24 protein-coding genes are annotated in these 20,661 nt (G+C 64.0%); 2 read left to right on the top strand and 22 right to left on the bottom strand.

Annotated elements, in window-relative coordinates; all coding sequences use genetic code 11:
- Positions 1-16: 16 nt before the first annotated feature.
- From CA237_RS18005 to CA237_RS17985, 5 genes are all read right to left on the bottom strand, one after another.
- Complete coding sequence (locus tag CA237_RS18005; protein ID WP_241215540.1) at positions 17-703, bottom strand: reverse transcriptase family protein; 687 nt, start codon at positions 701-703, stop codon at positions 17-19.
- On the bottom strand, positions 693-998 hold the full coding sequence (locus CA237_RS18000) for a helix-turn-helix transcriptional regulator (RefSeq protein ID WP_019368207.1): 306 nt from the start codon (positions 996-998) through the stop codon (positions 693-695). Before CA237_RS18000 ends, CA237_RS18005 begins: the two co-directional genes overlap by 11 nt.
- Positions 999-1,033: 35 nt before the next feature.
- Entirely contained in the window at positions 1,034-1,207 is a 174-nt protein-coding gene (locus tag CA237_RS17995; RefSeq protein ID WP_236704401.1) for a hypothetical protein, read from the bottom strand.
- 569 nt (positions 1,208-1,776) lie between these two features.
- Complete coding sequence (locus tag CA237_RS17990) at positions 1,777-2,226, bottom strand: type II toxin-antitoxin system PemK/MazF family toxin (RefSeq protein ID WP_119184528.1); 450 nt, start codon at positions 2,224-2,226, stop codon at positions 1,777-1,779.
- Positions 2,223-2,708: a helix-turn-helix domain-containing protein gene (locus CA237_RS17985; protein WP_017503469.1), complete on the bottom strand. Its 486-nt coding sequence runs from the start codon at positions 2,706-2,708 to the stop codon at positions 2,223-2,225. Before CA237_RS17985 ends, CA237_RS17990 begins: the two co-directional genes overlap by 4 nt.
- A 555-nt stretch (positions 2,709-3,263) precedes the next feature.
- On the opposite strand from CA237_RS17985, the gene CA237_RS17980 reads away from it, so the two are divergent.
- Positions 3,264-4,232, top strand: a complete 969-nt coding sequence (locus CA237_RS17980; protein ID WP_241215539.1) for a zincin-like metallopeptidase domain-containing protein — start codon at positions 3,264-3,266, stop codon at positions 4,230-4,232.
- A 55-nt stretch (positions 4,233-4,287) separates the two neighbouring features.
- Here CA237_RS17980 and CA237_RS17975 read toward each other — a convergent pair whose 3' ends face one another.
- The 17 genes from CA237_RS17975 to CA237_RS17895 form a co-directional block, all read right to left on the bottom strand.
- Entirely contained in the window at positions 4,288-4,515 is a 228-nt protein-coding gene (locus CA237_RS17975; RefSeq protein WP_241215538.1) for a hypothetical protein, read from the bottom strand.
- A gap of 220 nt (positions 4,516-4,735) precedes the next feature.
- Positions 4,736-5,344: a DedA family protein gene (locus CA237_RS17970; protein WP_126015093.1), complete on the bottom strand. Its 609-nt coding sequence runs from the start codon at positions 5,342-5,344 to the stop codon at positions 4,736-4,738.
- Positions 5,345-5,356: 12 nt separating this feature from the next.
- On the bottom strand, positions 5,357-5,755 hold the full coding sequence (locus CA237_RS17965; RefSeq protein WP_241215537.1) for a hypothetical protein: 399 nt from the start codon (positions 5,753-5,755) through the stop codon (positions 5,357-5,359).
- Between the two features lie 77 nt (positions 5,756-5,832).
- Complete coding sequence (locus tag CA237_RS17960) at positions 5,833-6,288, bottom strand: MgtC/SapB family protein (RefSeq protein WP_126015091.1); 456 nt, start codon at positions 6,286-6,288, stop codon at positions 5,833-5,835.
- Between the two features lie 523 nt (positions 6,289-6,811).
- Positions 6,812-9,313: a heavy metal translocating P-type ATPase gene (locus tag CA237_RS17955; RefSeq protein ID WP_126015089.1), complete on the bottom strand. Its 2,502-nt coding sequence runs from the start codon at positions 9,311-9,313 to the stop codon at positions 6,812-6,814.
- Complete coding sequence (locus CA237_RS17950) at positions 9,310-9,918, bottom strand: cation transporter (RefSeq protein ID WP_053556569.1); 609 nt, start codon at positions 9,916-9,918, stop codon at positions 9,310-9,312. Before CA237_RS17950 ends, CA237_RS17955 begins: the two co-directional genes overlap by 4 nt.
- Entirely contained in the window at positions 9,915-10,601 is a 687-nt protein-coding gene (locus tag CA237_RS17945; protein ID WP_053556568.1) for a transporter, read from the bottom strand. Before CA237_RS17945 ends, CA237_RS17950 begins: the two co-directional genes overlap by 4 nt.
- A gap of 3 nt (positions 10,602-10,604) precedes the next feature.
- Positions 10,605-10,988, bottom strand: a complete 384-nt coding sequence (locus CA237_RS17940; RefSeq protein WP_126015087.1) for a hypothetical protein — start codon at positions 10,986-10,988, stop codon at positions 10,605-10,607.
- A 5-nt stretch (positions 10,989-10,993) separates the two neighbouring features.
- Complete coding sequence (locus tag CA237_RS17935) at positions 10,994-11,881, bottom strand: bestrophin family ion channel (protein WP_053556567.1); 888 nt, start codon at positions 11,879-11,881, stop codon at positions 10,994-10,996.
- 31 nt (positions 11,882-11,912) lie between these two features.
- Complete coding sequence (gene fliE, locus CA237_RS17930) at positions 11,913-12,254, bottom strand: flagellar hook-basal body complex protein FliE (RefSeq protein ID WP_007406845.1); 342 nt, start codon at positions 12,252-12,254, stop codon at positions 11,913-11,915.
- A gap of 45 nt (positions 12,255-12,299) precedes the next feature.
- The gene (locus CA237_RS17925; protein ID WP_053556566.1) at positions 12,300-12,674 is read right to left on the bottom strand and encodes a hypothetical protein; all 375 of its coding nucleotides are present in this window, start codon (positions 12,672-12,674) and stop codon (positions 12,300-12,302) included.
- Positions 12,671-13,159, bottom strand: coding sequence for an SRPBCC family protein (locus CA237_RS17920; protein ID WP_126015085.1), 489 nt, complete (start codon positions 13,157-13,159; stop codon positions 12,671-12,673). The genes CA237_RS17925 and CA237_RS17920 overlap by 4 nt, the downstream gene beginning before the upstream one ends.
- A gap of 53 nt (positions 13,160-13,212) precedes the next feature.
- Positions 13,213-16,458, bottom strand: coding sequence for a CusA/CzcA family heavy metal efflux RND transporter (locus CA237_RS17915; protein WP_053556564.1), 3,246 nt, complete (start codon positions 16,456-16,458; stop codon positions 13,213-13,215).
- A gap of 3 nt (positions 16,459-16,461) precedes the next feature.
- Positions 16,462-17,637, bottom strand: a complete 1,176-nt coding sequence (locus CA237_RS17910; RefSeq protein ID WP_053556563.1) for an efflux RND transporter periplasmic adaptor subunit — start codon at positions 17,635-17,637, stop codon at positions 16,462-16,464.
- Positions 17,637-18,914, bottom strand: coding sequence for a TolC family protein (locus CA237_RS17905; protein ID WP_053556562.1), 1,278 nt, complete (start codon positions 18,912-18,914; stop codon positions 17,637-17,639). Before CA237_RS17905 ends, CA237_RS17910 begins: the two co-directional genes overlap by 1 nt.
- 60 nt (positions 18,915-18,974) lie before the next feature.
- Positions 18,975-19,271 carry a hypothetical protein gene (locus CA237_RS17900; protein ID WP_066609254.1) on the bottom strand — a complete coding sequence of 99 codons (297 nt, stop codon included), beginning with the start codon at positions 19,269-19,271 and terminating at the stop codon, positions 18,975-18,977.
- A gap of 65 nt (positions 19,272-19,336) precedes the next feature.
- Positions 19,337-19,987 carry a cation diffusion facilitator family transporter gene (locus CA237_RS17895; protein ID WP_053556561.1) on the bottom strand — a complete coding sequence of 217 codons (651 nt, stop codon included), beginning with the start codon at positions 19,985-19,987 and terminating at the stop codon, positions 19,337-19,339.
- A gap of 73 nt (positions 19,988-20,060) precedes the next feature.
- Between CA237_RS17895 and CA237_RS17890 the strand changes: the two genes are divergently transcribed.
- Positions 20,061-20,447, top strand: a complete 387-nt coding sequence (locus CA237_RS17890) for a helix-turn-helix domain-containing protein (RefSeq protein ID WP_019368266.1) — start codon at positions 20,061-20,063, stop codon at positions 20,445-20,447.
- Positions 20,448-20,661 lie beyond the last annotated feature (214 nt).

Here is a 20,661-nt window from a genome sequence, read left to right as displayed (position 1 = left end):
TCGGGCTACGCCCGCCCTACGCCGCAACCAGCGCGAACGGTGCACCCGTCATACCCGTAACGCTGCTCGACGAAGGGGGTCCCTTTTGGACGCCGATAGGGGGTCCTTTTTGGACGCCGATTGACACGTCATCGACATAGACCGTCAGCGTGTAGCCCTTGGCCGTGCAGAACGCCGCGATCTCGGCCCACATATCGTGATAGCTATAATATGCCAGGATCGGGCTGAGGGGACTGCCCGTCGGCAAATGACCCTCGAACGTGCAGAGATCACCAAGAAGGCCGGCAACGTCGGCGCGGCATCCCATGATGCTTTGGAAGAACGCGATCACCCGCACACGGGGCGTGTTGGGGAAGAACTTCTTGATGTCGAGGCAGTGAACGACGCGGTTGCCGCGATGGCGCGCGGCATTGCTGACGTAGCATCGCCCCTTCACCGGGCAGAACAGAAAAGATGGCGGCTCGATCCGCGCCAGCATCTTGGCGATACGGCCCTGTACACGCTTGAGCGGCGCGACCGGATCTTCAACCGGACGTTTTCCGCCACTCTTCTTCTCAATCTCAAACTGCCGATACCGATCCGGCCCGGTCGCCATTGCCCGCAGCTCAGCTTCTGCAAGGCCGAGCACGTCAGCGAGGCGGCGCGGACTCGTGAGCTTATAGAGCTGCGACTGATTGAGCGGGATGACCGTCTTATTCGGCATGGGTCCGACCGGACCGAGCCTCGAGGAATTGAAGCAGGCTCACCACCTTGCCAGCGACAAAGGTCCGTGCCTGGTCGAGCGTGCTCTTCTGATCGAGGTTCTCCGAAAAGAACATGATCGACGAGACAGGCATGTCGAAGACAGTGGCATAGCGCTGGATGATGTCCAGCGTCGGCGTCTTCAGGCCGCGTTCGATTTCCGACAGATACGACGTCGAAACCTCCAACCGCTCAGCCGCCTGCTTTTGCTTGAGGTCGTGATAGACTCGGATCAAGCGAAGAGCTTCACCCAACATTGCATCTCCTTTCAGGAGGCTATTCAGGGTGCGAATTACTGGCGGAAAACCTTGATGATGGAGAGGGCGATGTGGAGCAGTTGCACCACCACTCGCCCCAAGGCCACCACCGTCTTCAAAGTGGACGGACGGATCAGGCGCTTTGCCCAATGCTGCCGTCGCACCGTCTTCGTTCGCGCACGCTTCTCGTTCAGACCAAGCTTTCGCATGGCGTCCTCCTCTGCCAACCCCCACACCATGCAGGGGCGCCGCCGAGGCTTTGGAGGGTGGGGTAGAAGCACGTTAACCCTGAACACCAAGGCGGACACCGGGCCGTCCGGTGGCCGCCCGCGGCGCCGCTCGCTCGCACGCACGGAGCCACAAAGCAGAGAAGGTTTCTTCTCCAGGAGGGGTTTCCCCCTCGGTTGATGGCGACACATCCCCTTTCAAACTGAACGAGAGTGTGATGCCCCAGCGCACTTCGCTAGTCAACGAATAAAATCCGCTCACAGCGAATTTATTGCTCTGCCTAAGCGGCGGCCGACGACGTTCCGCCCTTCCCTGCCATGCGACTGGACGACTCGATGCCAATCTACCGGCGAGCAGGTCATTATGTCTGAAGCTTGCGGGCTGCGTGCCAGTGCCGCAGATAAGCCAAGGGCCGCCCTTTTGAGGCGGCCCCGACCATTTAGTTCCCTCGCGGGAAACGGACACTCCCCAGGGGGAGGCCGCGCGTGCTCCCCATGTAGAAACCCATCCCTTACGATTCAACTAAAATCTGAAAGGACATCAACCGGCCTTACGCGCCGGAACCGGTGGGCGTAGGCGGCACCCCCTGAGGCGGCGACGGGGGCGTCGAGGGCACCGGCAGCCAGGCCAACACAAGGCGCAGCATGTCGTCGAACTCCCCGACCGGCATTCGCATGATGCCGCCTTTGTCAGGGATTAGCCGGCTCACCGCCACGGTCGTCAGCTTGTCGCAGATCGCGAACGCCGCCCGACCGTCAATCGTGGTCTGCAGCGGAAAGGCCCACTTGTTTCCTGGCTGCGCTGCCGTCGAGCAGGGCACCACCGTGACCGCGCCATGCAGCGTGTTCTTGAACGACACGATGATGACGGGGCGCCGCTTCCAGAACTCCGGGAGCTGGGCGTCTTGCGGAAAGTCACACCAGTAGAGCTGACGGATGCTTGGCGCGGCCGTAACCCTCGGTTCCACTTTCGGGGGTGGATCTTGGATATGCGCGTTCACTCGTCGTCATCCTGTACCAGACGCAGCTTAGGCGCCCCGGCCCGGTTCTGACGGCGCTTCGCCAACTCGGCCTTGTCCTTGATCTCAGCCAGCTTCTCGACCGCGAACGGCGCTACTGCCTTAATCAGCCCATCGAGATGGTAGATGTTGGTGCGGCTGCCGGTTTCGGTCCGCCGCTCCTCGCGACGGATATACCCTGCCCCCTCCAGCGCAGCGATGTGCTTCTGGATCGTGCGCGGATGAACGTCCATCGCCTTCGCCATCGTGGTCTTGGACGGAAAGGGCTTGCCCTCCGCCGTCCACCATTTGCTCGCCAGATACACGATGATGTTGAGATCGAGCGGCGACAGCATGAGCTGGCGCTGATTTTCGATGATGACGCTCGGCAATGCAGTCCAGCCCGCATCCATCAGCGGCTTGGTCCACTTCTTCTCATTCGTTCGCAGATCGGCGCTGCTGTCCTTTTGCTTTTTCGCAGCCATGTGATTATCCTTTCTGGCTGCAAATATGCCCCTCGCGCGAAGGGGATTCAAGTTTGAGGGGGCGGCACTAGGGGCGCCCCACAGGGCGCGCAGGCCGCCCCCTCCCCGGCCCTTTGGGCCGCCCACCCGGGAGCCGCACGGGGCCTACAAACCATAGGACATCCCCATATAGGAACCGCTCAGGATACACTCCTGGCGTATCAACCGAGGATAAACCCAGCGGGAGCCCCCACGGCCTCCCCCTCTCCCCGTGTTTTCCTATTCGCGCTGCCGCAAGGCAGGTGTGCCACGTGGCACACCCCCCATGACACGCCTGGAGCGTGGCACAGCTTGTTGGGCACGCTGCCCTCCCCCGGAGGCCAGACCGGTGCCGGGGAACACCAAGGGCGGCTGCCCTTTCGTTCCCGAACGACAATCAGGCCCCCCGTGTAATCCGCCAAACGCGGCCCCCGACGCCCTGCGGAGCGTCGGCCGCGCTAGGCGGCTCGCCCGCGCCAGAGGCCAGATTCTCGCCCTCCCTCCCCATCCCGTTCCTCGCCGGAAAGGCAGAGCCGGTTGCTGTTGCGACCGGCTTTCAGCCTCAAAGGAAAGGAAGACATCATGGGACGGATCACCGACAATCGAGCTGACATCTATCAGGAAATCACCGATCAGATGATCGCGATGATCGAGGCAGGCACCCGGCCGTGGTCGAAATCGTGGAATGGCAGCACCGCACCGAATATCCCGCTCCGCTCGACCGGCGTTCCCTATCGCGGCATCAACGTCCTGACCCTATGGGTTGCCGCCATGACCAAGGGCTATGCCTCTCCGCATTGGCTGACCTTCAAGCAGGCGCTCGCGCTTGGTGGTTGCGTCCGCAAGGGCGAGAAGGGTTCGACCGTCGTCTACGCCAACAAGATCGAGGTTGACGCCGACAAGGGCGGAGAGAGCAGCGAGGACGGCAGGCGTCAGGTGGCGTTCCTTAAGCGCTATACCGTTTTCAATGCCGAGCAGATCGATGGCATCGAGGCGAAATATCCAACCCCCGCGCCGATCATCACCGCGACCAATCCCGACGAGCGGGACGAGGAGCTGGACGCGCTTTTCGCCCGCATCCCCGTTACCGTCAAGCATTTCGGATCGCAGCCCTATTATCAGCCGAGCGGCGATCATGTGGTGATGCCCGAGTTTGCCGACTTCCACACCAGCGATGACTATTATTCGACCCTAGCGCACGAACTTTGCCACGCGACAGGACATGTTGACCGACTTGCCCGCCCGTCTCTCATTTCCACAAAGCGCGAGGACTATGCCCGAGAGGAATTGGTTGCTGAGCTGGGGGCGGCGTTCGTCAGCGCGACCATCGGTATCAAGCTTCACGACCGTGAAGACCACGCCGCCTATCTGGCGAGTTGGCTACAGGCCCTGCGCAATGACAAGCGGTGCATCTTCACCGCCGCCCGCCTAGCCCAAGATGCGTCCGACTGGCTCTTGAGCCGCATGGCCGTTGAGACGGCTCCCGAACTGGACGAGGCGGCATGAGCGCCCCCCACGGTCCCGGCCCCGACGAGGGCCGGGGCGTGGCGGCGCGACTGGTCTATGAGGACTCTCGCCGCGCCGCCGCGTCGAGCTCGGCCACGGCCTGCGCCGCGGCCTCGCAGTCGCTGCCGGTTTCTTGGCCCCGCTCGCAGCGTGTGACGACCAGTCTCGCCTCTTCCGCGTGGAAGCGGAAAAAGCCCGCATCCCGTGGTTTAATCAGCCCGCATCCGGATAAAACAATTGTCGCGGCAACGGCGATGACCGCCCGCTGCTTGCCGTCCCCCATTATGTCTATCCTCTCCATATTCCGGCCCAACGCCACTTCCCTCCGTTGCGACGCCATGCGTGAAATCCGCTGCGGTGAAGCCATCCAACCCACTTGATGAGAACGATCGCGCTGGCTGGCGAGATCAGGCTAAAGGCACGAGCGAAGCGTGTGATGCGGACAAGCATCGAAGCCGCCATGAGCCAAAGGCCGGCAGGAAACGCGGGCAGCAGGTCAGCCGTCAATGGCCACCCCTTGATCGCCCGAAAGTCGCGACCCGCCAAAGATACCAGATGACGGCCAGCGCGAGCACGGCGTTGCTGACCGGCTCGATGAGGCTCGCCACCTGGCTATAGCGTTCGCCCAGCTCATAGCCCGCCAGCACGAGGATAACGGTCCATATGGCCGAGCCGGTGAGCGTCGAGACCAAGAATGGACCAAGGGGCATCCCGCTGACCCCTGCGGGCACCGAAATCAGGGTCCGGACTCCCGGGACCATGCGCCCGAACAGAACCGCCCAACGACCGTAGCGGTCGAACCAGCGGTCGACATGATCGACCTCACCGGGCGTCAACGTCAGCCATCGGCCGTGGCGGGAAGCAAAGCTCTTCAATCGATCGATGCCAATCCAGCGGCCGACATAGTACCACAGCACCGCCCCTGCAGCCGATCCGAGGGTGCCGGCGATTGCCACCACCCACAGCGAGCCGCGCCCCTGCGCAGCGGTGTAGCCGGCAAGTGGCAGGATCACTTCCGACGGGATCGGCGGAAAGACGTTCTCGGCCAGCATCAACAGAAAGACGCCAAAGCCGCCGAGTGACGCGAGGATCGATGTTATGATGTCGAACACAAACCAGCCTCGTCAGAAGATCCAATAGGAGATCGCGCAAATCACGAGCAGGAGGGCGACGACGGACCCAACGATCCGATTTTCCAGGCGCGGACATTCGACGTTCCTGATCCGCACGGCGACCTGCCAAGCGGGTCGAACCGGACACCGCCACGAACCTGCGGCAATCCGATCCAGCTCGGCATCCGACAACCCGAAGAACGATTTTGCTTCACCGCGCGATCGTCCCGCTAACCCCATCACCCGCAGCACCACGTCGCTCCATGCGACATCGATCGCGCTCGGCCGATCGACCATCGTGCCGTGCGCGTCGCCGCCCGCCCAAGAAGGGGACAGCAGGCCGATGATCTGGTGGGGATTGCGCTCCAGCAGCGTCGCCCAGCGCAGCAAGCGATGTTGGCGGTCACGCACCGCGATGGTCCTCGCCGGTGCCCGGCGCCGGGTAAGGGATCGCACAGGCCGCATCCATCGGCTCGCCCAAGGGCTCGTCATCGGCTTGCCGAGCTGCCGACGTCGCCATTGGTGGCGCGCTTGAGCGGACGAGAGCAGCGCAGGGTGAGGAAGGTGGTAGCGCTCAGGATAAAGGCGATGTCGTATAGGCCATAGCCCACGGCCGCGCCGAGTGCGCCAGTCGCCCACAGACTGGCCGCCGTCGCCGTGCCTGACGCTTTGTCGCCCTTCTTCAGAATCGCGCCGCCCCCGATGAAGCCGACTCCCGTAATCAGACCTTCGAGCAACCTGGCTTGCGCTGGAGACGTGCGGCCGAGGATCGCAATGCCCACCAGCACGAAGCCGCAACTGGCGATGGCAACCAACGGGAATGTACGGATGCCTGCGCTGCGGGCGTCCTTCTCGCGATCCCAGCCAACAGGAAGGGCGAGCCCATAGGCGATGGCGAGACTGACAATATGGGTAGCTATTTCGATCCACGAGCTTTGAAACATGCCTTCCCCTGCCCAGAAGCGGCAATCTGGTTGCCCCGATCCTCGTTCTTTTCGTCGGCGAGGCCGACGGCAAATCGACAGAGCCTATTGGGGGCGAGACTTCTCGGGCCTGATAAATTCTAGTTCCATGCTCATCAGTTGATCGGGTGACCCATTGAACCCAAATTTGAATGGAATTTCACGTCGGCGAGAACTGTCAGTCATGAGGACAAATCTCTCTTTGCACTCGCGGTTTCCTGAATACCACGTAGCACAGGCTTTCATATATCCGTGAGTTGGATAGTGTCCAATGGAGTGACTGACGTTGCCGATCAGTATAATTCCGCTGCCTTTGGCATATATATTTGATGAAACAAGCATGTTTGGATATCTAGTAATTTTTATACGATCGTTTAATATGGAAGGTGAGCATCCTGCGCCGAGGGCGCATATAGCGACGGTTGCTAAAAGATACGTTGGCTTCACTGAGATTATCTCCCTTAAACTGCGTCAGCGATCCTGTCAGGCTTGATGGGGGGCGTTTTCATGCCGCCTTCCCCGCCGGATCGCGGTAGGCGAGCAGCCTGAGCGCGTTGACGACAACAAGCAGCGTTGATCCCTCATGAACCGCCACCGCTGGCCCAATGCCGAGGCCAAGGATGGTCGCAGGAACGAGGAAGGCGACGACACCCAGGCTGACGAAGACGTTCTGCCGGATGATTCCACGCGTATGCCGGCTTAGGCCCACCGCGAATGGCAGGTGCGCCAGATCGTCAGCCATCAGGGCGACGTCGGCTGTCTCCAGCGCAACGTCCGACCCCGCCGCGCCCATCGCAATGCCGACCGTGGCGCTTGCCATCGCCGGGGCATCGTTCACGCCGTCACCCACCATTGCGACCTTGTCTTCGCCGGCGAGTTTCTTGATCGCGGCAACCTTGTCTTCGGGCATGAGGTCGCCCCACGCCTCGTCGATCCCGACATCGTTGGCGATCGCTTCGGCGACTTTCTGGTGGTCGCCAGAGATCATTATCGTCCGCGATACGCCCATTTCGTGCAGCCGGCGTAGCGCGGTCTTTGCCGCTTCGCGGGGCGTGTCCATCAGGCCGATCGCGCCCAGGTCGCGGTCCCCCTTGCGGACCACCATCGTCGTGCGACCGTTCTCGCGCAGTTTCGCGATCGCGTCCTGTGCCCCCTGCCCCAGCGCCGGAATGCCCTCACTCCCGAACATCTCGGCCTTGCCGATCCAGACCGTCTCGCCATCCACGCTCGCGGTGACGCCCCGACCGGTCAGGCTCTTGAGGTCGCCGGCAGTCGGCACGGCACGATCGTTCAGTCGTTCGCGGCCGTCCTTGACGATCGCTTGGGCCAGAGGATGGTCGCTCAACGCTTCGACAGCGACGGCCAGCGCCAGCAGCTCGCCTTCGTCGGCGCCATCGACGGGCACGACATCGGTGATGCGCGGACGACCTTCGGTCAGCGTGCCCGTCTTGTCGAAAGCAATCGCCTTGAGCGACCCGAGGTTTTCGAGCGGTGCACCGCCCTTCACGAGCACGCCGCCCCGCGCTGCACGGGCAACGCCAGACAGGACAGCGCTCGGCGTTGCGATGGCGAGCGCGCACGGGCTTGCCGCAACCAGTACCGCCATCGCGCGATAGAAGCTGTCGCGGAACGGCTCGTCGACGACCACCCATGCGAAGAGCAGGAGCACCGACAGGATCAGGACAGCAGGCACGAAGATCCGCTCAAACCGATCGGTGAAGCGCTGCGTCGGCGACTTCTGCGTCTCCGCTTCGCTCACCATCTTCACGACCTTGGCGAGTGCGCTTTCGTTGGAACGGCGCGTCACCTCGATCTCGATCGCGCCGCCGCCGTTGATCGTACCGGCAAAAACCCGGCTTTCCGCGTCCACCGCATCGGGCTTTGCGCGTGCCGCCGCAGCGTCGGCGACCGGCACCTTGTCGACCGGGATGCTTTCACCCGTCACCGGGGCCTGGTTGATCGCGCTCGTGCCCTTGATGACGAAGCCGTCGGCGGGCAGGCGCTCATTCGGGCGCACGATGGCGATGTCCCCGACGACCATCTGTTCGACAGGGATTTCGCTAGTTTCCCCGTCGCGACGCACGGTCGCGGTTTCCGGGGCGAGCTTCGCCAGCGCCTCGATCGCCTTCTTGGCGCGACCCATCGCGTAATGCTCGAGCGCGTGACCAAGGCTGAACAGGAACAGCAGCAGCGCGCCTTCGGCCCATGCGCCCAGCGCAGCGGCGCCGGCGGCAGCGACCAACATCAGCGTGTCGATCTCGAACTTCTTCATCCGAAGGTTATCGATCGCCTCGCGCAGCGTGAAGAATCCGCCGAAAAAGTAGGCTGTGATGTAGCAGGCGGTCGGCAGCCACTCCGGTGCGCCGGCAACTAGCCTCTCGATCGCATAGCCGATCCCCAGCAGCGCGCCGCAGGCGAGCGCGAAGATCAGCTCGGTGTTGGGGCCAAGAAACTCGGCATGGCTATGGTCGTGGCCATCGCCGGGACCGTGCTTCTCCTCGCTCATGCCGTGGCCCCCCGGCCCGTGGTCGTGGCCGGCATGGTCGTCGGCCGCGACCCGCTTGCCCACACCGACCTTCAGCTTGCCAAGTGCGGCGCGGACCTCCTCTTCGGTGGTTTCGCGTCGATCATACTCGACCCGAACCGAGCCGCTGGTGCTGGCGCTTGCCTGGACCACGCCGGGCAAGGCGCACAGCGCATCGCTGACGGTGCGTGCCCGACGCTCGTGATTGATACCTGTAACCTGCCAGATTGCATGGCCATAGCGGTCGGTGATCTCGGCGCCCGCGGCGCGCACCATCTCGCGCACGCGCGGCAGCGGCAGCTTGGCAGCATCGAAATGGATGCACAGCGCCGCCGGCGTGTCGCCGTCGAGGCAGATCACATGCGCCCGCTCCACGCCTTCGCGCTTGGATAGGGTCGACACAAGACGGTCCAGGCAGGCATCGGCCGCATCAGGCAGGTCCGGCAACAGCACTGGAATATCGAGTTCGAGCTTGTCGTTCATGACGACCTCCTTTCGCTTTTCTTGGTTTCGGCGCGCGCATCGCGCAGGATTTCGACACCGCCCTTGATGGCGATGATGGCGGTGGCGAAGCCGACCAGCAGGTCCGGCCAGTTGGTGCCCAGCCACAACACCAGCACGCCGGCGATCAGGATGCCGCCGTTGGAAATGAAGTCGTTGAAGCTGAAGGTGGTGGCGGCCCGGAGATTGACGTCCGGATCCTTGAGGCGCTGAAGCAGCCGCAGGCAGAGGTAATTCACGACACCGGCAATCGCCGACATGACCATCATCGTCGGTCCGATCGGCTCGCTGCCTTGCACGTAGCGCCGTGCGACATCGAGCAGAATGCCGCCCGCGAAGATCAGCAGCATGACGCCCGACGCCATCGCGGCGCGTGTCTTCCATGTCTTGCCCCGGGTGAGCGCCACGAGGCTCAGCGCGTACACGGCGGTGTCTGACAGGTTGTCGACGCCGTTGGCGATCAGCGCGCTCGAATCCGCGAAGAAGCCCGAGACGAAGAAGCCTGCCGCAATCGCCGCGTTCAGCAGCAGGACGATCCAGAGGGTGCGGCGCTCCTGTCCGCCGTTGTTGTCATTGCTCGAGATCATCCCATAATCTCCTCAAGCGTGAGCAGGGCCAGGAACCCCACGAAGAACATCGAGCTGATGAGCGGGGTGTCGGGTTTCTCGTGCGCCTCGACCAGCAGCTCCTCCGTGACGAGATAGAGCAGCGCCATCAGCCCGAAGCTGAGGAAGCCGGCGACCATCACCGGCGACAGCGTGGCGACGGGCACGGCCGCAAGCGCGCCGAGCGGCAGCAGCAGCGCCAATGCCGACACGATCACGATAATGCGAAGGCGCGAGCGATAGGTTTCCGCCAGCTCGTCGGTCAGCGTCAGCCCTAGGAACAACACTTCCAGCGTCAGCGCGATCGTCAGCAGGAAACCCGCCTTTTCGCCCGCCACGAAGGCGAGGCCGAGCACCAAGCCGTCGACCAGAATGTCAATGCCGATCGCGGCGAGCAGCGCCATCGGTCCTTTGAAGCGGGCTTCGAATGCCTTGAGCCCTAGCATCGTCGCAACGCCCGCCGCCCCGCCGATCAACGTCGCGCTGGGCGACGCCTCATGCTTGACCTGCGGCAGGATTTCAGTCGCGGCCGCCGCGAACACGACCCCTGCCGCGAGATGCTGGAGGCCGGCCACAAGGTTGGGCTTCAACTTGGTGCGGCTCGCTATGATCGCGCCGAGCACGACCGCCAGCACAGGCGCAAGCGTGTAAAGCAGTGCCTGCATATCCTATGATCCCTCCGGGGTTCGGTGACAGACGTGGATTTTCCCGCGCCGCATGAAGGCGATCGCCCCGCCCGCCACGACGGCCCGTGACTGGTTGCCGCGAAATTCATCACCGGTTCGCTGGGCGCGCAGGATCTCGGTCCTGCCCTTCGGCAGCCAGGTTGCGGCCATCTTGAGGCCGTCGTCGATGAAGTCGACATCGGCGCGTGTGCCGTCGTCGCAATACATGATGCGCTGCGCGATCAGCCTTGGCGTCACACGCTTGTCGTGAGCCGGTTCGACAGGTTCGCTCGGAGCCGGGTTGCACGCCCCTACAATCACGCCGGTGACGAGAACGACGCCAACGCGCGCGATCGTCAGCCCGGGCAGATGCAGCAAGGCGCGCATGCCCATCACCACAGCACCCCGTGGTCAGGTGTCAGCGGCTCGGGGGCCGGAAGTCCCGCGGTTTGGAGAAGGTCGATCTCGATCGTGCGACACATTGCCGTGAGCGGGACATCGTGGACGCTATTGGCGAACGGATCGGTCAGATCCTCGCCGATGCTCAGCACCGCGAGGAAGACGAGTCCGATCAGCGTCGATCCGATCGGCGTGGCAAGGCCCAGGGATTCGACCAGCGCGATCGGGAGCAGCACGCAGAACACACGCGTGAAGAGGTTCGGGAAGAACCGAAAGCCATTGGGCAGCGGCGTGTTCTTGATCCGCTCCATGCCGCCCTGCGCATTGGCGATGTCGATCAGGACGCGCTCCACAGTTGCCTGCTGGATTTCGGTGATCCGACCTTCCGCGAGCGCGTCGGCGTAAATGCCCGATATGTCCTCCAGGAGCGCGTTGGCAGGGTTCAGGCGGGCGACCGCCATATCGGCGACTTCCGTTCCAGCGACCCGGGCAATCTCTTCATAGGGCGACTGTCGGCGAAGCTGGCAGCGCATCGAGTGCGCAAAGGCGATCTGCCGCAGGATGATGTTGTGCCGCATCTCACTGCCCTCGGGTTCCCCCTTGGTCAGGCTGCGCGTGATCCGGGCCAAGCTGCGCGAGGCATTGATGAGCGCGCCCCAAAGAGTTCGCGCTTCCCACCAGCGTGCATAAGCGGCGTTGGTCCGAAACCCCATGAAGAGCGCGATGGCAGTGCCGAACAGCGCCGTCGGCAAAGGCGGTTCCTTGATCGGGGTCATCATGTGGAATGCCGTCACCGCCACGTCCCACACGAACAGGATCGTGAGAGGCTTCCAAACCTCGACAATAATCTGCTTGAATCGTGGCCTTGTGCCGACAATCATACCAATACCGCCTTAGTTATCTTCGCGATCGTCATCCGATCGGCATGTTCATGATGTCTCGATATGCAGACAGCAGCTTGTTCCGGACTTGCAGCGTCGCCTCGAAAGTAATGGATGCACGGCTCTGGATGAGCGCGACGGTTGCAATGTCGGTGGTTTCGCCCCGTTCATATGCTTCGGTGACGACATCCTCCTGCTCCTGGGTCTCGTTGACCTTCGCCACCACGGCATTGAGGGTGTCGGCAAAGGTTGAGGCTGGAGCGGTCGGCGTCACGCCGGGCGGTGCCGTCGGCTGCGCCTCGCGCAAGGCGCGGCTTCGCGCGATTACTTCGGCGCGAATGGCCATCACATTCGAGATCGACGTGTCAGACATCGTTTCTCTCCCGTTGCGGTGCGACGTGTCGGAAGACATGACGGTTCATCGGGTGCCCTCCCGTTCGCAGGTCCGCGTGCGGCCTTCGCCTTCCACGATGGTGAGCTGCGACCCCTTGAAGGTCGCGGTGGCTGTCTCGCCGACATATTGGAGGCCCTGCGCTGGCGCGGTCAGCGTCATGGGCACGGCGCTGCTGGAGCGCCGCAAATCGATCTGCAGGCCGTTGTCCTTGTAGTCGACGAACAGCGGTTCCCCGTCGGAACAGCGATAGGGATGGCGCCCCATTTCCCCGGTCGCCACGGCGCTGTCGGATGAATGGATTTGCTGCTCCGTTGGCGGGGCTGGCGGCTTGCTTTCCGTGCAAGCCGCCAGCCCGACAACGAGGATGAGGGCGGGCAGTACCCGCTTCAACGGCGTCATCGCGCCTTCCTCCTGTAGCGGGAGGGGACGCGCTGACGATTGATCCCACGGGGAGGCTGACCCACCCGCCAGCGCAGATAGGTCGCAAGTCGATCGTCGGCATCGACCATCAGGGACCGCAGACGACGCAACATCATCGCCGCGAACGGCAAAGACAGCGCCCCGCGCAGCGTGCAGCTATGTGTTAGCCTGGTGCCACCGTCGTCCCCTGCCAGCTCGTACCGCTCTTCGAGCGTGAACAGATAAGGGATGCCGCAGGACCAAGCGAAGGCGTGCGGCTTGTCGAATTGATCGACCAGGGCCGGCGTCCGAATTGGCCGGGTGATGCCCTGGATCGCGAAGGTACATTCCGTCTCGCCAAGCTGGCACGGGTTGTCGAGGAATACGAGCGGACTCCAAGCCCGGCGATGATCCGGATCGGTGATCGCCGACCAGATCCGCAGTGGCCCGCCGTGAAGCATTGAGCTGGTTATGGTGCGAGGCATATCCCCATCTCCCAGAGATGAGCGGGGCGATCGCGGATCGCCCCGCGCACCCATCAGGCCAAGTTGTTCACGAAGGTCTGACCGTGGTCGTCCCCTTCATGCTCCTCATTGTAGTGCTCGGGCTTCTCGATCGCCTTCTGCCCGAACCGGGCGTAGAGCGTCGGCAGCACGAACAGCGTCAGCAGCGTCGCCGAGATCAGGCCGCCGATGACGACGGTCGCCAATGGCTTTTGCACCTCCGCGCCCGCGCCCTCGCCAAGCGCCATCGGAACGAAGCCGAGGCTGGCGACGAGCGCGGTCATGACGACTGGCCGCAGACGCTGCATTGCGCCGACATGGGCCGCCTCCTCGCGCGATAGCCCCGACCGGATCAGATCCTGGATTGAGCTGACCATGACGAGGCCGTTGAGGACCGCGATGCCCGACAAGGCGATGAAGCCCACCGCCGCCGAGATCGAGAAGTCCATGCCGCGCAGGAAGAGCAGCAGGACGCCGCCCACCAGCGCGAAGGGTACGCCGGTGAACACGATCGCGGCATCGCGGACCGATCCAAGCGCACCGTAAAGGAGCAACAGGATCAGGATGAAACAGGCCGGAATGACCAGCTTCAGCCGTTCGCTCGCCGATTGCAGGTTCTCGAACTGACCGCCCCATTCGAGATAGGCACCGGCAGGCAGCCGGACCTGGCTGCCGATCGCCGCCTGCGCGTCTGCAACGACGCTACCGACGTCGCGACCACGCACGTTGGCTTGCACCACCACGCGCCGCTTCCCGTTTTCGCGGCTGATCTGATTGGGACCGTCGACGACCTTGATGTCAGCGACACTGGACAGCGGCACATAGCCGCCCCCCGCCACGGGCACCTGCACCTGTTCAAGCAGGCCAATGTCAGCGCGCTGCGTCTCCGACAGGCGGATCACCACCGGGAAGCGTCGGTCGCCCTCGAAGATTTGGCCCGAGGTGCGTCCGCCGATTGTCGCGGTGACGGTATCCTGCACATCCTGCGCGGTGACGCCCAGGCGCGCCATCGCGTCACGATTGACGCGAATGTCGAGCATGGGCAGGCCCGTCGTTTGCTCGACCTTCACGTCCGCCGCGCCCTGCGTTTTGCGCAGTACGGCGGCGATTTGCTCGGCCGTCCGGTTCATCGTGTTGAAGTCGTCGCCGAACACCTTCACCGCGATGTCGCCGCGCACGCCGGCGATCAGCTCGTTGAAGCGCATTTGGATAGGCTGGGTGATCTCATAGGCGTTGCCCGGGATTTTTGCGAGATTTCCCTCGATCCGGCTGACCAGCTCCTCCTTGGCAAGATCGGGATTTGGCCAATCCTTGCGCGGCTTCAGGATGACGAACATGTCGGTGGCGTTGGGCGGCATCGGGTCGGAAGCGAGTTCCGCCGTGCCCGTCTTGGAATAGACGAACGCCACCTCTGGCTGCTTCGACATCATCCGTTCGATCGGCACCTGCATCGCCTGACTTTGCTGGACCGACGTGGCGGGGATGCGCAGCGATTGGATCAGCAGGTCGCCTTCATCGAGCTGTGGCAGGAACACCGATCCGAGCGTGGTGAAGGCGAGCGCCGCCACGACAAGGCTGCCGACACCCGCGCCGATCGTCAGGGTCGGGCGCTTCATTGCCCGGTCAAGACCCGGCTCGTAGCGCTTCTTCAGCCACGTGATGATGCGGCCGTCCTTCTCCTCAACCTTCTTCGACAGCCAGATCGCGATCATGGCCGGCACGAAGGTGATCGAGAGGATGAAGGCGAAGGCGAGCGCGATTATGACGGTGAGCGCCATCGGCACGAACGTCTTGCCCTCCACGCCGGTCAGCGTGAGCAGCGGCACATAGACAAGGATGATGATCGCCTGCCCGTATACCGAGGGGCGGATCATCTCGCGCGCGGCGGCCGCCACGGTCGCGAGCCGTTCCCTTACGCTCAGCAAGCGACCTTCATGATGCTGTTGCTCGGCAAGCCGTCTCAGCGCGTTCTCCACGATGATGACAGCGCCGTCGACGATCAGACCAAAGTCCAAGGCGCCAAGGCTCATCAGGTTCGCCGAGACGCCGGCACGCAGCATCCCGAAGCCGGTCAGCATCATGGTGATCGGGATGACCAGCGCCGCGATCAGCGCCGCGCGGAAATTGCCGAGCAGCAGGAAAAGCACGACGATGACCAGCACCGCGCCTTCCGACAGGTTCTTGGCGACCGTCTTGATCGTCGAGTTGACCAGCTCGGTGCGGTTGAGCACCGGCTGAACCACGACGTCGGGTGGCAGCGAGGCGTTGATCGACTTCAGCTTCTCGGCGACGGCCGTGGACACGACGCGGCTGTTCTCGCCGATCCGCATGATCGCGGTGCCGACAACGACTTCCGTGCCGTTCTCCGAGGCCGAACCCATGCGGATCGCCTGCCCCGTCTTCACGGTCGCGACTTGTTCGACCGTGATCGGCACGCCGTTACGTGTCGCGATCACGGTCCTGGCCAACTCGCCGGCATTGCGCACGAGCGCATCCGAGCGGACAGCCAGACCTTCGCCATTGCGATTGACGAAGCCGCCGCCGACGCTGGTGTTGTTGCGCTCCAGCGCGTTGCCCAGGTCCGTCAGCGTGATGCCGAGTGAAGCCAGCTTCTGCACATCGGGCACGACGAGGAACTGCTTGGCGTACCCGCCAATCGAGTCGACGCCGGCGAGGCCCGGTGTGTTCTTCAGAAGCGGCGTGACGATCCAGTCCTGCGCGGTGCGCAGGTAGGTCGCCTTGTCCTCTTCAGTCGTCAGTCGCTCACCCTCTGGCGTGATGTAACTGCCATCGGGCTGTTGGCCCGGTTCACCGGGCTTGTGCTTGTCGTCCTCGCGATGCTCGAGCCGGACGGTGTACATGTACACCTCGCCCAGGCCCGTCGCGATCGGACCCATTTCGGGGTTCACGCCATCGGGCAGGTTCTCTTGCACGCCCTGCAGACGCTCGCCCACCTGCTGGCGGGCGAAATAGATGTCCGTAGAGTCGGAGAAGACCGCAGTGATCTGCGCGAAGCCATTACGGCTCAGCGAGCGCGTATATTCGATGCCGGGGGTGCCGGCGAGCGCGGTTTCGATCGGGAATGACACCTGCTTCTCGACCAGCTCGGGCGAGAGCGCGGGTGCGCGGACGTTAATCTGCACCTGGTTGTTGGTGATGTCCGGCACTGCGTCGATCGGCAGCCGGTAAAGCGAAAACGCGCCAATAACGGCGACGATGGCGGTGAGCAGCAGGACAAGCCAGCGCTTCTCGACCGCCCATGTGACGATGCGGGCGATCATGGCTTAATCCTCGTGGCTCGCTTCGCCCTTGCCGATCTCGGCCTTGAGCGTGAAGCTTCCGGTGGTGGCGATTTGTTCGTTGCCGGTGAGACCCGAGCGGACGATCACCGTGTCGCCCGACGCATCGCCGAGCTGCACCGGGGTCGCCTTGAAGCCCGTAGGTGTGCGAACGAACACGACCGACTTGCCCTCGAAGCTCTGCACGGCCGTCGTCGGCACGCGGATTGCGCCGCTACCCCCGCTGCCCGTGAGCTGGACGGCGGCCGTCACCGGTTCGCCGACCCGCCATTCGCCGCCCCTGTTGTCGAGGGTGGCGAGCGCGGGCACGAGCCGCGTTTGCGGATCGAGCGCCGGCGACACGAAAGTGACGCGCGCGGTCGCCTGACGGCCCGCCGCCTTGACCAGCACCGTGTTGCCGGGACGCACCCGACCCGCATCCTCAGCCTTCAGGTTGAGGGCGATCGACACCTGGCTCAGGTTCGCAATGCGATAGAGTTCCGCGTCCGCCGCAACCGTCTGTCCCAGCGTCACGGGGCGAGCAATGATCTGGCCCGAGATCGGCGCGGCGATGCCGAGCCGGTTGAGACCGCCGCCGCCGACGCCCGCAGCCGACACCATGCTCTGTGCCTGCGTCAGCGCGATCCGCGCCTCCGTCGCGGCCGTGCGAGCTGCGATCAGATCCTGCTCGGGCGACACCTTCTGCGCGAACAACCGCTGCTCGCGTGCAAGGTTCGAATTGGCGAGCTGGAGCCGCGCACGCGCCGCCTCGACCTCGCCCTTGATCTGCGCCGCCTCGCGGCTCTCGATGACCGCGATGGTCTGGCCGCGGCCGACCGATTGGCCGAGGTTGCGGGTTAGCGAAACTACGCGTCCCGCGATGGCGGCCGACACCACTTGCGTCCCTTGCGGGTCGCCCTCAATGATCGCAGGCAGCTCGATCGTCCCGGCCCCACCGATAATCGGCCGTCCAATCTGCACGCCCGCTGCGGCGATCTGATCGGCGCCCAGCGTGACCACGCCTTCATCGGCATGACCGCCTTCGGCACCGCCCTTTTCCGCGCCTGCCGCTTCGTTACCGGCTGCGGCATTGGCGGTCGCCTCGTTCCCGGCATCCTTGCCGCCACAGGCAGCCAGCAGCAGGGCGAGCGATGCGACGCCCGCGAGATAGAAGTTCTTCATCACTGGTTTCCCCCATTGGGCGCAGGAGCGGTCAATCGCTCCACCTGCGCGCGGGCATTTTGATAGTTGGCGAGCGCGTCGATCGCGGCGACCCGCGTCTCGGCGAGGGTGCGTTCCGCATCGAGCAATTCGAGCTGGCCGAACTTGCCCTCGCGATAGCCAATCCGGGCGATGCGGGCGGCCTCCTGCGCAGCCGCCAGCGCCGGCCCCGACGCCGCGCGTGCGGTCGTCGCGGCATTGGCCGCCTGTGCCTGCGCGTCCGTGATGGCCTGTTCGATGTCGAGCGCGGTCACGCGGCGCTGTGCATCCGCCTGCGTCCGCTGCGCGGTCGCCTGCGCGATCGCCGCGCGACCGTTGTTGAACACCGGGATCGGGATCGACACGGTGAACACCGCCGCCATGTCGTTGGTCGCTTCCAGTCGGCGGATCGCAGGTCCGACGTTCAGGTCAGGGACGCGATTAGCGCGCGCGAGCCGCACGCCGGCCTCGGCGATCGAGAAATCCGCGTTGGCCGCCGCCAGCGCCAGCGTGCCGGTCGTGTCAGCCGGCGCGATCGGCCCATAGACGTTCGCCCCCGGGAGGCGATCGAGCAGCGTGTCATCGAGCGCACCGTCAATCGGTCGCCCGATCCGGCGCGCCAGATTGGCCCGCGCCGCCTCAGCCAAGCGAAGCTGCCGCTCCACATTGGCGTCGGCGTTGATGCGCGCGACATCTGCGCGCTGTTGCTCGAGCGGGGAGGCGCGCCCCGCCTGCACGCGAACGCTCGCAGCCCGCAGCGCGTCGCTGGCGATCCGGGCCTGATCCCGCGCCGTCGCCACCCGGCGATCGGCCGCGACCGCTTCGACATAAAGCTGCGTCACCTGAAGCCGGACATCCGCCGCGATGATCGCGGCCTGGATCTCGGCCCGGGATAATTGCGCATTGGCGACCGCGACGCGGGCGCCGCGCTTGCCGCCTAGCTCGATCGGGATCGCAAAGCCGACCGTGGATTCCGCGCTGCGGACCCCACGATACGGACCCGAGCCGATGACGTTCTCAACCTGGCCCTGGACAACCGGGTTGGGCCGCAGTCCGGCGACCGTGCGGCCCGCGCGGGCCGCATCGATCGCGGCTGTTGCCGCTTCGGCAGCAGGGGCCGAACCGCCCGCTGCACTGACCGCTTGGTCAAGCGTGTAGACCGGCGCGTCCTGCGCAAAAGGCGCGGACGGTCCGACCTGCGCCTGCGCCATAGTGGCGCACGACGCTGCGGCCAGCATGGCCGCGAGGATACGATGCATGAAAATAGGACTCCTGACGATGATCGACAGGGGCGCGCCAACGCGCGCCCAAATCGGACGTCAGGCTTGGGGGGGTCTCAAATGGACCATGCCGGTGCGGCCATCGAGCGACGCAGAGGCGGAGATAGTCGGCTTGGGCATCGTGAGGACGTGGGTATATTCCATCGTCGTGCGCGCAGGCGCACCAACGTCATGCCCGTGGCAATAATTGTGATGGTGCGGGACGTTCTTGTCCGAATCCGATGGCACTTGATCGATGTCGCCATCGGTATGGATTGTGAACTCGACGCCCGCGATGCTCCCCCCCGCCAGATCGGCGGCGTGAGCCATGCCGGAGAAACTGGTGAGGACCAGCATCAGGCATGTCAGGAGAGGCAAAAAGGCTCGCACGATCCCGCCTTTACCACGGAGAGGTTTCCATGTCATTGCAATAACTCGCGAGCCGGTGCCTTCGCGGCACGCCATGCCGGCCAGGCTTCCCCAAGCACGCGCCATGCCGAGCGCAGGAAGATCACGGCGATCAACCCGCCGACGATGATGTCCGGCCAAGCCGAGCCGGTCAGGCCGACCAATCCGGCAGCCGCGAGAACCCCGACGTTTGACGCGACATCATTGCGCGAGCACTCGAACGTGCTCGACATGTTCACATTCTCGCGGCGGAAGCGCCAGAGCAGCGCGAGGCAGATTAGGTTCGCAACCAGCGCGGCGCTGCCAACCCCGAGCATCAAGCCCGATGCCGGAGGAACGCCGTTCGCAATCTTGTCAGCGATCTCGAAAATGACCGCGACGCCGAAAGCCAGGATGATGCCACCCTTCGCCAGTGCTGCCCCCGCTTCCCAGCGCGCACCCCGATGCAATGCATAGAGACTGAGCGCATAGACCACCGCGTCGCCGAACATGTCGACCGAATCCGCCATCAAGGCAGAGGAACGCGCGACGACGCCGCCGCCAAACTCGACCACGAACATCGCGAGATTGATGAGCATCACGATGATGAGCACGCGGCGCTGCTCGGCCTTGCGACCAAGTTCCGCGATCGTGTCGCGTTTTGATGAGCAACAAGCGTCTGCCATTATCGAAGCTCGATTCGTGGATCAGACGCCCTATATGAACCCTCATCCTACTAGAGGGTCAAGAGGTTCGGCGATGAAAATCGGTGAGATCGCAAAGCGCACTGGGTTGAAGATAGAGACGGTCCGTTTCTACGAGGCAGAAGGGCTGGTTCCCGCTCCCATCCGTAGCGGTGGCAACTATCGACTCTACGATCGCTCGCACCTTGATCGCCTGTCGTTCATCAAACGCTCGCGTGATCTGGGTTTCACCCTGGATCAGGTTCGCGCGCTCCTGCGGCTTTCAGATGATCCGCGCGGTTCCTGTGCCGAGGCCGACCAAATAGCTGCGGTCCACATCGCGGAAATCGATCGCAAGCTGGCCGACCTTACAGCGCTGAGGTCGGAAATCGCGCAGTGGGGTGACACCTGCAACGCCAGCATCGTTGCCGAATGCAAGGTTATCGACGCCCTGTCGCATTGAACCAAACCAAGTCGGGCGCGACCCTGCCGGGCACGGCTCTATCGGCGCCCTGGCGTGCGCCGACCGAGCCACCGTGCCGGCGTCTCGGTAGGGTAGACGCGAGACGCCTCTTTCGAGGACGCCCCAGCGCCTCCCCCCGAACCGTGCTTGCACCTTTCAATGCACACGGCTCTCCATTCTGACAGGCATCCGGCCACCGTGATGCGCAACATGA

It is taken from the genome of Sphingomonas sp. ABOLH (assembly GCF_003951715.1).
Classification (GTDB): domain Bacteria; phylum Pseudomonadota; class Alphaproteobacteria; order Sphingomonadales; family Sphingomonadaceae; genus Sphingomonas; species Sphingomonas hankookensis_A.
The sequence above is the reverse complement of the archived record's forward strand: the minus strand, read 5'-3'. Positions and strand labels throughout refer to the sequence as shown.